14 protein-coding genes and 4 tRNA genes are annotated in these 15,480 nt (G+C 47.6%); 15 read left to right on the top strand and 3 right to left on the bottom strand.

All coding sequences use genetic code 11. From position 1 onward, the window contains the following. Positions 1-492: 492 nt before the first annotated feature. The 3 genes from ACVA58_RS23905 to ACVA58_RS23915 all read right to left on the bottom strand — a co-directional run bounded on the left by ACVA58_RS23905 (position 493) and on the right by ACVA58_RS23915 (position 3,042). Positions 493-1,125: a nicotinamidase gene (locus ACVA58_RS23905; protein WP_446512797.1), complete on the bottom strand. Its 633-nt coding sequence runs from the start codon at positions 1,123-1,125 to the stop codon at positions 493-495. A gap of 11 nt (positions 1,126-1,136) precedes the next feature. Then, positions 1,137-2,486 carry a CDP-diacylglycerol--serine O-phosphatidyltransferase gene (gene pssA / locus ACVA58_RS23910; RefSeq protein WP_446512798.1) on the bottom strand — a complete coding sequence of 450 codons (1,350 nt, stop codon included), beginning with the start codon at positions 2,484-2,486 and terminating at the stop codon, positions 1,137-1,139. 103 nt (positions 2,487-2,589) lie between these two features. After that, positions 2,590-3,042 carry a GNAT family N-acetyltransferase gene (locus ACVA58_RS23915; protein ID WP_446512799.1) on the bottom strand — a complete coding sequence of 151 codons (453 nt, stop codon included), beginning with the start codon at positions 3,040-3,042 and terminating at the stop codon, positions 2,590-2,592. A gap of 75 nt (positions 3,043-3,117) precedes the next feature. Here ACVA58_RS23915 and murB point away from each other — a divergent pair, with 75 nt between their 5' ends. The 15 genes from murB (at position 3,118) to rpoB (ending at position 15,470) form a co-directional block, all read left to right on the top strand. Continuing rightward, positions 3,118-4,158 carry a UDP-N-acetylmuramate dehydrogenase gene (gene murB / locus ACVA58_RS23920; protein ID WP_446512800.1) on the top strand — a complete coding sequence of 347 codons (1,041 nt, stop codon included), beginning with the start codon at positions 3,118-3,120 and terminating at the stop codon, positions 4,156-4,158. Beyond that, positions 4,155-5,117 (top strand): bifunctional biotin--[acetyl-CoA-carboxylase] ligase/biotin operon repressor BirA, encoded by a 963-nt coding sequence (gene birA, locus ACVA58_RS23925; RefSeq protein ID WP_446512801.1) that lies wholly within the window; start codon positions 4,155-4,157, stop codon positions 5,115-5,117. The genes murB and birA overlap by 4 nt, the downstream gene beginning before the upstream one ends. After that, positions 5,117-5,848 carry a type III pantothenate kinase gene (locus tag ACVA58_RS23930; protein WP_446512802.1) on the top strand — a complete coding sequence of 244 codons (732 nt, stop codon included), beginning with the start codon at positions 5,117-5,119 and terminating at the stop codon, positions 5,846-5,848. The genes birA and ACVA58_RS23930 overlap by 1 nt, the downstream gene beginning before the upstream one ends. A gap of 96 nt (positions 5,849-5,944) precedes the next feature. Further along, a tRNA-Thr gene (locus ACVA58_RS23935) sits at positions 5,945-6,020 on the top strand. A 34-nt stretch (positions 6,021-6,054) separates the two neighbouring features. Beyond that, positions 6,055-6,139: transfer RNA gene (locus tag ACVA58_RS23940), tRNA-Tyr, on the top strand. A gap of 39 nt (positions 6,140-6,178) precedes the next feature. After that, positions 6,179-6,253, top strand: a tRNA-Gly gene (locus ACVA58_RS23945). Between the two features lie 12 nt (positions 6,254-6,265). Continuing rightward, positions 6,266-6,341 (top strand) — tRNA-Thr (locus ACVA58_RS23950). 104 nt (positions 6,342-6,445) lie between these two features. Beyond that, on the top strand, positions 6,446-7,630 hold the full coding sequence (gene tuf / locus ACVA58_RS23955; RefSeq protein WP_107350962.1) for an elongation factor Tu: 1,185 nt from the start codon (positions 6,446-6,448) through the stop codon (positions 7,628-7,630). Positions 7,631-7,845: 215 nt separating this feature from the next. After that, complete coding sequence (secE, locus tag ACVA58_RS23960) at positions 7,846-8,223, top strand: preprotein translocase subunit SecE (protein ID WP_107350963.1); 378 nt, start codon at positions 7,846-7,848, stop codon at positions 8,221-8,223. A gap of 11 nt (positions 8,224-8,234) precedes the next feature. After that, positions 8,235-8,780, top strand: coding sequence for a transcription termination/antitermination protein NusG (gene nusG, locus ACVA58_RS23965; RefSeq protein ID WP_047874630.1), 546 nt, complete (start codon positions 8,235-8,237; stop codon positions 8,778-8,780). Positions 8,781-8,904: 124 nt separating this feature from the next. Then, positions 8,905-9,333 (top strand): 50S ribosomal protein L11, encoded by a 429-nt coding sequence (gene rplK / locus ACVA58_RS23970; protein ID WP_107350964.1) that lies wholly within the window; start codon positions 8,905-8,907, stop codon positions 9,331-9,333. 4 nt (positions 9,334-9,337) lie between these two features. Beyond that, positions 9,338-10,042 (top strand): 50S ribosomal protein L1, encoded by a 705-nt coding sequence (gene rplA / locus ACVA58_RS23975; RefSeq protein WP_446512803.1) that lies wholly within the window; start codon positions 9,338-9,340, stop codon positions 10,040-10,042. 258 nt (positions 10,043-10,300) lie between these two features. After that, positions 10,301-10,795: a 50S ribosomal protein L10 gene (rplJ, locus tag ACVA58_RS23980; protein ID WP_048899796.1), complete on the top strand. Its 495-nt coding sequence runs from the start codon at positions 10,301-10,303 to the stop codon at positions 10,793-10,795. A gap of 60 nt (positions 10,796-10,855) precedes the next feature. After that, complete coding sequence (rplL, locus tag ACVA58_RS23985; protein WP_107350967.1) at positions 10,856-11,221, top strand: 50S ribosomal protein L7/L12; 366 nt, start codon at positions 10,856-10,858, stop codon at positions 11,219-11,221. 223 nt (positions 11,222-11,444) lie between these two features. Then, positions 11,445-15,470: a DNA-directed RNA polymerase subunit beta gene (gene rpoB, locus ACVA58_RS23990; protein ID WP_446512804.1), complete on the top strand. Its 4,026-nt coding sequence runs from the start codon at positions 11,445-11,447 to the stop codon at positions 15,468-15,470. The last annotated feature ends 10 nt before the right edge of the window (positions 15,471-15,480 follow it).

A 15,480-nucleotide genomic window follows, 5' to 3' on the forward strand; every position in this document is an offset into this window, starting at 1 on the left:
CCGGGGGTCGCGGGTTCGAGTCCCGTCCGCTCCGCCACTTATACTAAGCCCAAGCAGAAATGCTTGGGCTTTTTTACATCTGTCAGATATGTTCGCCTTGCAGGCGAATGAGTCCCGCTGGAGCGCCAGCCCGGCCGCTCCGCCACTTATTAAGAAGCCCAGCCTTTTAGCTGGGCTTTTTAACGTCTGAAGATCGAATGGGATCTGAGGTGGACGTATTCCCCGCGGTGCTAGTGAGGTATGAGGCTTTTTGCTATTTGTGGTTTTAGTAAAGTGGCTCTCATGAGGCTGTGTCTTCTCTATTTATTGGTGAGGTCGCTATATCATGCTGTGGTTTTTCGCCCTTAGGTCGGAAATATCAGGAAGAGATATGTTTAAGTTGATGAAGACTCTATGACTTCTGGAGAACGGGCTGGGGCAAAAGGGAAGAGATAAAGAAAACCCAGCTGTTGGCTGGGTTTGAAGCGTATTATGACGATTGCATGTTAGAGGCTATGAGAGTTGCGCTTTAACGGCTTTACTGTCGTTGCAGACGATAATGCCAGCCAGCCTCATCTCTGTGCAAGCTTGGGCAACTGTTTCAGGCGCAATACCACGACAGGCCGCGAGGTTGACGAGCACCTTAAATTGCCCAGTAGCTTGAAGCTGTATGGCTGTTGTCTTCACACAATAGTCAGTTGCTAAGCCTCCAACCAAGATGGTATCGACCTTTTGGGTTGCCAGCCACTCTATAAGACCAGTACTCAGTTTTTCCTCAAGATCATGATAGCAGGCGCCATAAGGATGAAGATCTGGCTCGATCCCCTTCCAAATAACATGATCATACTCAGTGACAGGCGGAAGATCTGGAATGGTTTCAAAACCAGGCGTGCCTGGCACGGCATGGCTGACCCAAGTCAGATCGGCATTGGGGTGTTCTAAGGGGGAAAGCATCTTGTCATGCGTATCTACCACCCACACTGCATTACTTGGGTGCGCATCCTTGGTCAGAACGCGTAAATCAGCGAAACCTGCCTGGTGGTTTAGCTCCTGACCTATAGTGTCACCTTCAGCTACGGGCAATTCGTTAGGGCACAGAGGAGTGAACGTTTTTTGTGGATCAACATCAATAGCTGCAATCGTCATGACGGTCTCTTCTACAGGATCTGATTAAGGATGTGATCAGCCTTAACTCGTCTTATGCGTTTGATTAGTTTTCGCACAGGGGCTGGGTAAGCATCAACTTTGTCGATGAACTTATAGCTGCCAACAAGCTGAGTGTGCATCAATATACGGTCAAGCTCACGCTGTTTCTGGTCTGCTAATAGTTGTTGCTTATCATGGACCAGAATGGCATTTTCCAAATCCAACTTCCAAGCCCTAGGGTTTAGGTTGTTACCCGTGATCAGCATATAGCTACGATCAACCCAGATTCCCTTGAGGTGGAAACTATTGTCATTGTGTTTCCACAGGTGGATAGCAAGTTGACGTCTTGCTATCGCTGCTTCATTTTGTTTGGCAAAGTGACGCAGATTGACTTCATAAAGGTAAGGTAGCCCTGCGATGGTTTTAAACGGCTCGCTAGGCGGGATATAGAAGTCATTTGCTGTTTTGTCACCCACGATGATTGTCACTTTCACGCCGCGACGCAGTGCTCTTTTTACTTCTCTACTAATGCTACGAGGAAAGTTGAAATAAGGGGTGCAAATCGTCAATTCTTTCTGTGCACTCGCTATAAGGGTACAGATATGTTGGTTTAGACGGTTTTTCCGTTTACCCAGGCCAACGAGTGGGGTCAGGCCGACTTCGTCATCAGAGATCTGCTCTGGGTTGAATTGATAACTGGCTTTTTGTAGTTGGTGGCGCAATTCTTTTATTGGCCCTTTCAGGTTACGGGTCTCTGGACGGTTGACCTGACTGAGGCAATTCACAGCATCGCTGTTCACTAAGGTGTCGACAATGAAATTGGCCATGCTATCGGCAAGGTGGCCATTTTTGATCACGTGATAGCGGTCATAGCGATAACGTTGGTGTTGAGCCAGATATACATCGTTTAAGCTGGCACCGCTGTAGATGATCTTGTCATCGACGACAAAGCCTTTCAGGTGTAGCACACCAAATACTTCACGGTTACGGACCGGTACACCGAGAATATTAATCTGATGCTCGTATTTCTCCGAGAACTCGCGGTATAGGGCGGCATTACCATCTGACTTATCTGCCCCGATAAGCCCACGCTGAGCCCGGTGCCAGTCAACCAGTACTTTTATATCAAGTGCTGGGTTAGCCTGCTTGGCTTCGTAAAGCGCAGTGAGGATCCCACGTCCGCCATCGTCATCTTGAAGGTAGAGCGCGACTAGATAAATACGCGCTTTGGCATTGGAGATTTCTTGGTGGAGACGTTCACGGAACGATCCTGCATCGAGAAGGGTCTCTAAATCATCTGGCTTGTGTGCAATACACGGCAGTTGCTCAATGCGTTGCTTGTTAGCAATAGCTGAATCCATTATCGCCTCGTTTACGCGACCTTAATAAGGATGAATCGGTTAGTTAAGGGCGCGATTATATCAGAAAAATATCATAGTCAACGTATTGCTAAGTTGGCTTATATCACGCTTGGCTTAATTCAAGCTTACTCCTTTGAGCATAGATCATGGGAGTGAGTGTTTTACCGCTTTGCCTATAGCGGTTTATTCTTGACTTGAGCTGTTCGGGCAACGCATTATCCTCAATGATTGTAAATCCAGAACCTTGGTATAATTCTTCCAAGTGGCTGAAGGCAAAGCAGTAACATTGGGATGTGGTTATTTGTTCTTTGCTGGCCTCGAGAAGGGCAATGGCATAGCCTTGAGAGCGGAGCTCTGGGTGCACAAGCATACCGGTGAGCAGTTGGTATTCGCCAAATTGCTTGAACCTGACACAGGCTTGTATGCCTTTGTTATCCTCGCCGATCCAGATAACTTCATCTTTTTTTGCCTTTCCTGCAGGGTAGTAAGACTTATAAAAGCGGTTAATTAACGGGAACCGAAGAGGCTCAAGAGGGTGAAATCTAAGCTTGCTCATAGTGAAAACACTGCCAAGAGTGGATGAATCAGTTAAAATACAGCCCCTAGTATAAAGGTATGGATCAGAAGTCGCATGAAAGTTTTGCAAGATAGGTCACTAGCACCATTTCATACATTTGGTCTGAATGTGAAGGCTAAAGATATTGTTGTTGCCGAGACAGCACAAGAGTTGGTGTCTATCTGGCAAGATGAAAGGTATCGGGATCTGCCTAAGTTGATCCTGGGCCAAGGGAGCAATATTCTATTTTGTGGCGACTTCTCCGGTGTCGTTATTCTCAACCGTATCGCTGGTGTTGATGTTCAAGAAACGGCTCAGGCTTTTATGCTCCATGTTGGGGCCGGTGAAGATTGGCATCAACTAGTAACCCAAACAGTTGAGCAGGGTATGCCAGGATTGGAAAACCTAGCCTTGATACCCGGCTGTGTTGGTTCTTCGCCAATTCAGAACATCGGTGCTTATGGGGTTGAGCTAAAAGATATCTGCGAATATGTCGATATCGTTGAGCTAGAAACCGGCAAGCAAAGCCGGCTGTCTGCCGCAGAATGCCAGTTTGGCTACCGAGACTCTATTTTTAAGCATGACCTAAAAGACAGCCATGCCATTATCGCTGTTGGTCTAAGGTTGCCAAAAGTATGGAAGCCCGTAATCTCCTATGGCCCGCTGGCACAGTTTGATCCTACTACTGTGACGGCGAGAGAGATTCTTTTAGCTGTGTGTGATATTCGACAAGCAAAGCTGCCGGATCCGAAGGTGCTTGGAAACGCCGGTAGCTTCTTCAAAAACCCCCTAGTTGAACCGGATGTTGTTAAGCATCTACTTGCACAACATCCTGCAATGCCGCATTATCCTCAGCCTGATAACTTGGAAAAGCTTGCTGCCGGATGGCTTATTGAACAGTGCCAGCTTAAGGGCCATCAGATAGGTGGAGCTCGGGTGCATGATCAGCAGGCGTTGGTGTTGATAAATTACCAGCATGCCGAAGTTAAAGATGTAGTACAACTTGCTCAGTATGTTGTGGACTGCGTGATAGAGAAGTTTGGTATCAAACTGGAGCATGAAGTTCGTTTTATGGCAGCGACAAGAGAAACGACATTGGCAGAGGTTAATCAATGAAAGAGCATTCCACACGCCTGGCTCTGATTGCCAAATTGGCGGATGGACAGTTCCATTCAGGAGAAGCGCTGGGGGAGGCTCTAGGAATCTCCCGTGCTGCAGTGAGTAAACATATCAAGGTATTGCGAACGTGGGGAATTGATATTTTCCGCTTACCAGGCAAAGGTTACAGCCTACCTGCAAAACTGGAGCTCCTTGATTGCGATAAGATCTTGGCTCAGGTAAAGTGCCCGAGCTTAGAGGTTATTCCAGTGATTGACTCTACCAACCAATACTTATTGGACCGTGTCGGTAGCATGCCCAAAGGAGCAAGTTGCTTTGCTGAATACCAGCAAGCTGGCCGAGGTAGGCGAGGGAGGCAGTGGCTATCACCGTTTGGTAGCAACCTCTACCTCTCGATGTATTGGCGACTGGATGCCGGTATCGCAGCTGCGATGGGATTGAGCTTAGTGGTCGGTGTTGCGATTGCTGAAGCGCTTGAGTCCCTCGGTGCCGATGGGATCAGGGTTAAATGGCCCAATGATCTTTATTACCAAGACCGCAAGTTGGCTGGCATTCTTGTGGAAATGTCAGGACAGACTGGCGAAGCGGCACATTTAGTGATTGGTATGGGTCTTAACATTGCAATGCCGGAGTCAGAAGGCGAGGCGATTGAACAGTCTTGGACCAATCTTACCGAGGCTTGCGACACTCTGCCTGACCGCAATACACTTGCCGCAACGTTGATCAATCGCCTCTATGATGCTTTGAATGATTATGAAGAAAGCGGGATGGATGGTTTTGCAACGCGCTGGAATAGACTGGATAACTTTTTGGATCGCCCTGTGAAGTTATTGATGGGTAACCGTGTAGTGGAAGGGATTGCTCGCGGGATCAATAGCCAGGGAGCGTTATTACTGGAAACCGAGGAGGGGGTCACACCTTATCTCGGTGGTGAAATCAGCCTTAGAGGTTGTTGATGCAAATTTTGATTGAAGCGGGCAACAGCTATGTAAAAGTTGCCCAACTATTTGAAGATGGCCATTTTACGCTATTGGGTCGTTACCCAAGCCGTAAACTGGAGATGGTCTTGGAGCCCTTGCTGGAGAATGGAGTCACCAGGATAGTGTTCGCTAGTGTTGGCCCGGTAGAAGTTGATAATTCGATTCAACGTATCTCGCAGTTGGCCAACATCCCGGTGATGCAGGTGAAGACACTAAAGAAAGACTTTGGTGTCAAGAACGCTTACAGCGAATACCAATACTTGGGGGTAGATCGCTGGTTGACGCTGGTGGCTATTCGCCAGGAATTCAAAGCGCCGACAGTTATCGTGGATATCGGCACCGCACTCACCTTTGATGTCATGTCCGAAGACGGGAAACATCTTGGCGGCTGGATAGCTCCCGGTTACCAGCTAATGATGAAGTCGGTGCTCGAGAATACCACCAAGGTCTTCTCCGACAGAGAACATAGCGATACCTTGACCTTTGCCGATAACACCGCTGATGGGCTGAAAAACGGATGCCGAGCCGCCTTGGTCGGGCTAATTGAATATGGTCTGTCACAAGCTAAAGAGCGTTTAAAAACTGAACCCAAAGTGATCCTATGTGGTGGAGGTGTTCGACATTTGCCTCAGCTGTGGGGGAAGGACTACTATCACCGTTCAGATTTAGTATTGGAAGGCCTTGCTTTGTATGCGAAATGTCGCTAACGGCTAAAATTTGTCCGGCAGAGTTCGAAATCTGAAAAAATCACTAAAAAGGTATTGCAAGGCTAGAGATAGTTCTCTAGAATGCGCAGCACTTACGCCGACTTAGCTCAGTAGGTAGAGCAACTGACTTGTAATCAGTAGGTCACCAGTTCGATTCCGGTAGTCGGCACCACTTTCTCCTAAATGAGTGAAAGTGCTAAAAATTTGGAGGGGTTCCCGAGTGGCCAAAGGGATCAGACTGTAAATCTGACGGCTCTGCCTTCGATGGTTCGAATCCATCTCCCTCCACCAGTTTCAATAGAAAGAATAGCTTATCGAGTGACGATTTTTGCGGGCATCGTATAATGGCTATTACCTCAGCCTTCCAAGCTGATGATGCGGGTTCGATTCCCGCTGCCCGCTCCACATTTCTTGTGTGCTGATATAGCTCAGTTGGTAGAGCGCACCCTTGGTAAGGGTGAGGTCGGCGGTTCGACTCCGCCTATTAGCACCACTCTCTCCTTAAGTCAGTTCAATCCTTTTGATATATACTCTACAAACCCATGATTGGTTGTGTGGTCGTAATGCCACCAAATACCGTGCCTAGAGGGACTATCCATGTCTAAAGAAAAATTTGAACGCGTAAAACCGCACGTTAACGTTGGTACTATCGGCCACGTTGACCACGGTAAAACAACTCTAACTGCTGCTATCTGTACTACGCTTGCAAAAGTGTACGGTGGCCAAGCTAAAGACTTCGCATCTATCGATAACGCTCCAGAAGAGCGCGAGCGTGGTATCACAATCTCTACTTCTCACGTAGAGTACGATACTCCATCTCGTCACTACGCACACGTAGACTGCCCAGGACACGCCGATTACGTTAAAAACATGATCACTGGTGCTGCGCAGATGGACGGTGGTATTCTAGTTGTTGCTGCAACTGATGGCCCTATGCCTCAGACTCGTGAGCACATCCTACTAGGGCGTCAGGTTGGTATCCCTTACATCATCGTGTTCATGAACAAGTGTGACATGGTTGATGACGAAGAGCTTCTAGAGCTAGTTGAGATGGAAGTTCGTGAACTTCTTTCTGAGTACGAATTCCCAGGTGATGACTGCCCAGTAATCATGGGTTCTGCTCTTGGCGCTCTAAACGGCGAGAAAGAGTGGGAAGACAAGATTGTTGAACTAGCTGAAGCTCTAGATAACTACATCCCAGAGCCAGAGCGTGCAATCGATCTACCATTCATCCTTCCTATCGAAGATGTATTCTCAATCCAGGGCCGTGGTACTGTTGTTACTGGTCGTGTTGAGCAAGGTATCATCACTGTAGGTGACGAAGTAGAAATCATCGGCATCAAAGAAACTACCACTACTACTTGTACTGGTGTTGAGATGTTCCGTAAGCTTCTTGACGAAGGCCGTGCTGGTGAGAACGTTGGTGTTCTTCTACGTGGTACTAAGCGTGACGAAGTTGAGCGTGGCCAGGTTCTTGCTAAGCCAGGTTCAATCACTCCACACACTACTTTCACTTCAGAAATCTATGTTCTTTCTAAAGATGAAGGCGGTCGTCACACTCCTTTCTTCAAAGGTTACCGTCCACAGTTCTACTTCCGTACAACTGACGTAACAGGTACTATCGAGCTACCTGAAGGCGTAGAAATGGTAATGCCTGGTGATAACATCTCTATGACTGTTACTCTAATCGCACCTATCGCGATGGACGAAGGTCTACGTTTTGCTATCCGTGAAGGTGGCCGTACAGTTGGTGCTGGTGTTGTTGCAACTATCGTTGAATAATATTTGACGACACGGTACTAAAAAGGGCATCATTTGATGCCCTTTTTCTGCGCTGTTGCTTGGTTTTGCATATTTTTTGCTCAAGCGTGCAGGAAAAAAATTTTACTATGATGAAGTTTTTTGTTTGTAATTAAGGCTTTAGAGCTTTCCTTCATTGCGCCTCGCTTATGCGGGGTTATTTTCGTCTATATTGAGACTAGTTACAGGTTGGTTGTATGAAAGCGAATGCCGAAAACCAAAGCAGCTCTGGTGGTATGGATGGCCTTAAGTGGGTCGCTGTATTTGCCTTGCTAGCTGCCGCTGTGGTTGGTAATTACCTGTACAGTGATGTTTCTGTAGTGCTACGTGCTGCTGCTGTTGTTGTCCTTGTGGCCGCAGCTGGTGGTATTGCCGCACTTACAGCAAAAGGTAAAACCGCGATCTCGTTTGCCCGCGAATCGCGCATGGAAGTCCGCAAGGTAGTATGGCCTACTCGTCAGGAAGCTACGCAGACAACCTTTATCGTTTTAGCTGTCACTGTCATTATGGCGTTAGCCTTGTGGGGCATCGACGGCATCATGGTCCGTCTAGTCCGCCTAGTTACCGGTGTGTGAGGTAAGAGTTCATGAGCGAAGCTCCAAAAAAACGATGGTATGTAGTACAGGCCTTCTCTGGTTTTGAAGGTCGTGTAGCACAATCACTACGTGAGCATATCAAAATGCACGGCATGGAAGAGCACTTCGAAGAAGTACTTGTCCCAACTGAAGAAGTTGTGGAAGTCCGTGCGGGCCAGCGCCGTAAGAGCGAACGAAAGTTCTTCCCTGGCTATGTGCTTGTACAGATGGTGATGAACGATGAGACATGGCATCTGGTACGTAGTATCCCTCGTGTAATGGGGTTCATCGGCGGTACATCTGACCGTCCGGCTCCGATCTCTGATAAAGAGGCAGATGCTATTCTTAACCGTCTTGAGAAAGCGAGTGAATCGCCTGTTCACAAGACGGTCTTTGAACCGGGTGAAGTTGTCCGTGTTACGGATGGCCCGTTCGCAGACTTTAACGGTGTTGTAGAAGAAGTTGACTACGACAAGAGCCGTGTGAAGGTATCTGTATCCATCTTCGGCCGTGCGACTCCTGTAGAACTGGAGTTTGGTCAGGTGGAAAAAAGCTGATCATTAAGTAATCAGTTTTAGTTGTCAGGGGCGTGAAATTGGACTATAATTTCGCGCCCTTTCGTTAGACGGGGAGTCTATTTCTCGAAAATAGACGTTCGAACCCAAATTAAGGTAAATAGCAATGGCTAAAAAAGTAGAAGCTTACATCAAGCTGCAAGTTGCAGCTGGTGCAGCAAACCCAAGTCCACCGGTTGGTCCAGCTCTTGGTCAACATGGTGTAAACATCATGGAATTCTGTAAAGCGTTTAACGCTAAGACTGACTCAATTGAGAAAGGTCTACCGACTCCAGTTGTTATCACAGTATACAACGACCGTTCGTTCACGTTCATCACTAAGACTCCACCTGCTGCTGTTCTTCTTAAGAAAGCTGCTGGCGTTAAGTCTGGTTCTGGCCGCCCGAACACTGAGAAAGTTGGTACTGTAACTGACGCTCAGATCCAAGAGATCGCAGAAACTAAAGCTGCGGACATGACTGGTGCTGACATCGAAGCTATGAAGCGTTCGATTGCTGGTACTGCTCGTTCAATGGGTCTAGTGGTAGAGGGTTAAGACAATGGCAAAACTAACTAAGCGTATGCGCGTAATCCGCGAAAAAGTTGACGTTGCACGTGAGTACGACATCAACGAAGCTGTTGCTCTTCTTAAAGAACTAGCTACTGCTAAATTTACTGAAAGCGTTGACGTTGCTGTTAACCTTGGCATCGATGCACGTAAATCTGACCAGAACGTTCGTGGCGCAACTGTGCTACCACACGGTACTGGCCGTGAAATCCGCGTTGCGGTATTCACTCAGGGTGCAAACGCTGAAGCTGCTAAAGAAGCTGGCGCTGACCTAGTAGGTATGGAAGAGCTTGCTGCACAGGTTAAGAAAGGCGAGATGAACTTTGACGTAGTTATCGCATCTCCAGATGCAATGCGCGTTGTAGGTCAGCTTGGTACTATTCTTGGTCCACGCGGTCTAATGCCAAACCCTAAAGTTGGTACTGTAACTCCTAACGTTGCTCAAGCGGTTAAGAACGCTAAAGCAGGTCAGGTTCGTTACCGTAACGACAAGAACGGTATCATCCACACTACTATCGGTAAAGTGGACTTCGATGCTGAACAACTAAAAGAGAACCTAGAGTCTCTTCTAGTTGCACTGAAGAAAGCGAAGCCTTCTTCAGCTAAAGGTAACTTTATCAAGAAAGTAAGCATCTCCACCACTATGGGTGCAGGTGTAGCGCTAGACCAGAATACTCTGGAAACTAACGCTCAGTAATTTGCAGTAACGCTGAATTAGTGTATAATTCGGCGTTCACAAATTCATGGCTGAGGTTGATTGCTTAGCAATTGACCTCCGTCAAAGACCGTAGGCGTTTTGCTCTTCAGAGCAAGCTTAATATTACCTACGTAGACGGTGCCAGAACATGATTGATGTAAATCTATCTTGGATCTGCGCCGTAAGACTCTCCTGTCATAGTGGCAGTGAGTGGTGTAATGACTGGGGTAACCCAGCAAAATCCAGGAGCTATATCCAATGGCATTAAATCTTCAAGACAAAAAAGCAATTGTTGCTGAAGTCAACGAAGCTGCCAATGGTGCCCTGTCTGCAGTTGTTGCTGACTCGCGTGGCGTTGCAGTTGGTGCGATGACTTCTCTACGTAAACAAGCTCGTGAAAACGGCGTTTACCTGAAAGTTGTTCGTAACACACTAGCACGTCGTGCAGTTGAAGGTACTGATTTCGAATGTCTAAAAGACGTTTTCGTTGGTCCTTCACTAATCGGTTTCTCTAATGAGCACCCAGGTGCTGCAGCGCGTCTTTTCAAAGACTTCGCTAAAGAGAATAAAGATTTCGAGATCAAAGCAGCCGCATTCGAAGGCGCTGTTGCTGACGCAGAAATTCTTGCGACACTACCAACTTACGACGAAGCGATTGCACGCCTAATGATGTGCATGAAAGAAGCTTCAGCTGGCAAGCTGGTACGTACTATCGCAGCTGTACGCGATCAGAAAGAAGAAGCAGCGGCGTAATCGCCTTTGCTTTATCTGAACGCTATATTAAACTAATTGTTGATTTCAAAGAGAATTGTTATGTCTATCACTAACGAGCAAATCCTAGACGCAGTTGCAGAAATGTCTGTAATGCAAGTTGTTGAGCTAATCGAAGCTATGGAAGAAAAATTCGGCGTTACAGCTGCAGCAGCAGTAGTAGCGGGCGGCGCAGCTGCAGAAGCAGCTGAAGAGCAAACTGAATTTGACGTAATCCTAACAGCTGCTGGCGCACAGAAAGTACAGGTTATCAAAGCTGTACGTGGCGCAACTGGCCTAGGTCTTAAAGAAGCTAAAGCTCTAGTTGACGGCGCTCCTTCTGCACTTAAAGAAGGCGTTGACAAAGCAGAAGCTGACGCTCTTAAAGCTCAGCTAGAAGAAGCTGGTGCTTCTGTTGAAATTAAGTAATAATTACTTAGCTTCATAGCCTTTATTGGCTAATGGCTGGTGGCTACAATGCCACCGGCCTTTTTGCGCTGTAGGGTAGTGGTGTTTTCACATTGTTTTGCAATCACTATTCATGCAAAAAGCAGTTCTGTTTTCCAGATCTGTTCCAACAATAAACAGTGTCATTAGTCACTGCTCCTCGTTTTGAGCAGTTTGGATCACTTATCAGCGATCTGAGGAACCTATGGTTTACTCTTATACCGAGAAAAAGCGTATCCGTAAGGATTTTGGTAAGCGTCCACAAGTGTTGGACATACCATACTTGCTGTCGATCCAGCTTGAGTCTTTTAAAAAGTTCATCGAGCAGGATCCAGAAGGGCATTACGGTCTAGAAGCTGCCTTTCGTTCTGTTTTTCCAATTCAGAGCTATAACGGCAATTCCGAGCTGCAATACGTTAGCTATCGTCTCGGTGAGCCGGTCTTCGATGTTAAAGAATGTCAGATTCGTGGCGTAACATATTCTGCCCCACTTCGTGTGAAGCTTCGTCTTGTCATGTACGACAAAGACGCGCCAGCTGGCACAGTCAAAGACATTAAAGAACAAGAAGTTTACATGGGCGAAATTCCGCTCATGACAGATAACGGTACTTTCGTTATTAACGGTACCGAGAGGGTTATCGTATCCCAGCTACACCGTAGCCCGGGTGTTTTCTTCGACAGCGATAAGGGTAAGACCCACTCCTCAGGTAAAGTGCTTTATAACGCACGCGTAATCCCATACCGTGGTTCATGGTTGGATTTCGAATTTGATCCTAAGGATAACGTATTCGTACGTATCGACCGTCGTCGTAAGCTTCCAGCTTCTATTATTCTTCGTGCTCTAGGCTACACAACCGAGCAGATCCTTGACATGTTCTTCGACAAAGTAAACTTCGAAGTACAGGGCAAGTCTCTGGTTATGGAGCTAGTACCTGAACGTCTACGTGGCGAAACCGCAAGTTTCAACATTGAAGCGAATGGTAAACTTTACGTAGAACAAGGCCGTCGCATTACCGCTCGCCATATCCGCCAGCTTGGTAAAGACGGTGTTGACCACATCGAAGTACCTGTTGAATACATCGTGGGTAAAATCGCGTCACGTGATTACGTGAACGAGGAAACCGGCGAATTGATTGCTGCAGCTAACCAGGAACTTAGCCTGGAAACGCTAGCACTGCTATCTCAATCAGGCTACAAGTCTCTAGAAGTTCTATTTACGAACGATCTGGACTTCGGTCCGTACATGTCTGACACCATCCGTGTCGACAGCACGACCGATCGCCTAAGCGCACTGGTAGAAATCTACCGCATGATGCGCCCTGGTGAGCCACCAACGCGCGAAGCCGCCGAGCAGCTATTCGAAAGTTTGTTCTTCAGCGAAGAGCGTTACGATCTATCTGCTGTTGGTCGTATGAAGTTCAACAGCTCGCTAGTTCGTGAAGAAACTACAGGTCCGGGTACCTTAGATCACGCTGACATCATCGATGTAATGCGTCGTCTAATCGATATCCGTAACGGTAAAGGTGAAGTTGATGATATCGACCACCTTGGCAACCGCCGTATCCGTTCTGTAGGTGAGATGGCTGAAAACCAATTCCGTGTTGGTTTGGTACGTGTTGAACGTGCAGTTAAAGAGCGCCTGAGCCTTGGTGACCTTGATGCAGTCATGCCTCAAGACCTTATCAATGCCAAGCCTATTTCTGCGGCAGTTAAAGAGTTCTTCGGCTCTTCTCAGCTGTCTCAGTTTATGGACCAGAACAACCCACTGTCAGAAGTTACTCACAAACGTCGTATCTCGGCGCTTGGTCCAGGTGGTCTGACTCGTGAGCGTGCTGGCTTTGAGGTTCGAGATGTTCACGCGACCCACTACGGTCGTCTATGTCCGATCGAAACGCCGGAAGGTCCAAACATCGGTCTGATCAACTCACTGTCTGCTTTTGCACAGTGTAACCCTTACGGTTTCTTGGAAACTCCATACCGTAAAGTTATCGATGGCAAGGTAACCGAAGAAATCGATTACCTATCTGCTATCGAAGAAGGTCATTACGTTATCGCTCAGGCGAACGCCGCGCTTAACGAAGACGGCTCATTCACTGACGAATTGATCACTGCTCGCCAGAAAGGTGAATCAGGTCTGCACCCACGTGACCATGTTCAGTACATGGACGTTGCAACCAACCAGGTTGTATCGGTGGCGGCATCTCTGATCCCATTCCTAGAGCACGATGATGCAAACCGTGCCCTTATGGGTGCGAACATGCAGCGTCAGGCTGTTCCTACTCTACGTGCTGATAAGCCGCTAGTAGGTACAGGTATCGAACGTAACGTAGCCGTTGACTCCGGTGTAACAGCCGTAGCTAAACGTGGCGGTATGGTTCAGTCAGTAGATGCTTCTCGTATCGTTATTAAAGTTAACGAAGACGAGTTGGTACCAGGCGAAGCCGGTATCGACATCTATAACTTGACCAAATACACCCGTTCTAACCAGAACACATGTATCAACCAGCGTCCAACTGTGATGCCGGGTGAGCCTGTGGCTCGTGGTGACGTGCTTGCCGATGGTCCATCTACCGACCTTGGTGAACTAGCCCTTGGCCAGAACATGCGTATCGCGTTCATGCCTTGGAACGGTTACAACTTCGAGGATTCCATCCTTGTATCTGAGCGTGTTGTACAGGAAGATCGCCTGACAACTATCCACATTCAAGAACTCTCTTGTGTGGCGCGTGATACTAAGCTGGGTGCGGAAGAAATTACTGCCGATATCCCTAACGTGGGTGAAGCAGCGCTATCTAAGCTGGATGAGTCAGGCATCGTTTACATCGGTGCTGAAGTTAAGGGTGGCGACATCCTAGTTGGTAAGGTGACACCTAAGGGTGAAACTCAGCTGACTCCTGAAGAGAAGCTACTACGTGCTATCTTTGGTGAGAAAGCGTCTGACGTGAAAGACTCTTCTCTACGTGTACCGAATTCAGTGTCTGGTACTATCATCGACGTTCAGGTATTTACCCGTGACGGCGTTGAGAAAGACAAGCGTGCGCTAGAAATCGAAGAGATGCAGCTGAAAGAAGCTAAGAAAGACATCACTGAAGAATTCCAGATCCTTGAGGGTGGTCTTCTTGCACGTGTTCGTACTCTTCTTCTTGCAGCCGGTTACAGCGAAGACAAATTGTCTACAATGGACCGCGAGAAGCTGTTTGGTCAGACTCTTGATGATGAATCACAGCAGAACCAACTTGAGCAGCTAGCCGAGCAGTACGACGAGCTGAAATCAGAATTCGATAAGAAATTTGAAACCAAGCGCCGTAAGATCACTCAGGGTGATGACCTAGCGCCAGGTGTCCTTAAGATTGTTAAGGTATACCTAGCTGTTAAGCGTCGTATCCAGCCTGGTGATAAGATGGCGGGTCGTCACGGTAACAAGGGTGTAATCTCTAAGATTTGTCCTGTTGAAGATATGCCGTACGATGAAAAAGGTCAGACAGTTGATATCGTACTGAACCCGCTGGGTGTACCGTCTCGTATGAACATCGGTCAGATCCTGGAGACTCACTTGGGTCTTGCAGCGAAAGGTATCGGTGACAAACTGAACGAGATGCTTAAGCAGCAGCAGGAACTACACCAGTTCCGTAACTTCCTGCAGAAAGTGTACGATCTTGGCGACACGCGCCAGGATGTAGACATTGCCGCCCTAAGCGACGACGAAGTACATACGTTGATCAAGAACCTGCGTAATGGTCTACCTATCGCGACACCTGTCTTCGACGGTGCGCCAGAAAGTTCTATTAAAGAGCTTCTGAAATTGGGTGACTTGCCAGAATCTGGTCAGCTGAAATTGTTTGACGGTCGTACCGGTGACATGTTTGAGCGTCCTGTAACTGTTGGTTACATGTACATGCTGAAACTGAACCACTTGGTTGATGACAAGATGCATGCCCGTTCTACCGGTTCTTACAGCCTAGTTACTCAGCAGCCGCTGGGTGGTAAAGCTCAGTTCGGTGGTCAGCGTTTCGGTGAGATGGAAGTGTGGGCGCTAGAAGCATATGGCGCAGCATACACCCTACAGGAAATGCTAACTGTTAAGTCGGATGACGTTAACGGCCGTACGAAGATGTATAAGAACATCGTCGATGGCGACCATCGTATGGAACCTGGTATGCCGGAATCGTTCAACGTATTGTTGAAAGAAATCCGCTCGTTGGGTATCAACATCGAGCTGGAAGACGAATAAGCACGGCATT

It is taken from the genome of Photobacterium sp. DNB22_13_2 (assembly GCF_052873915.1).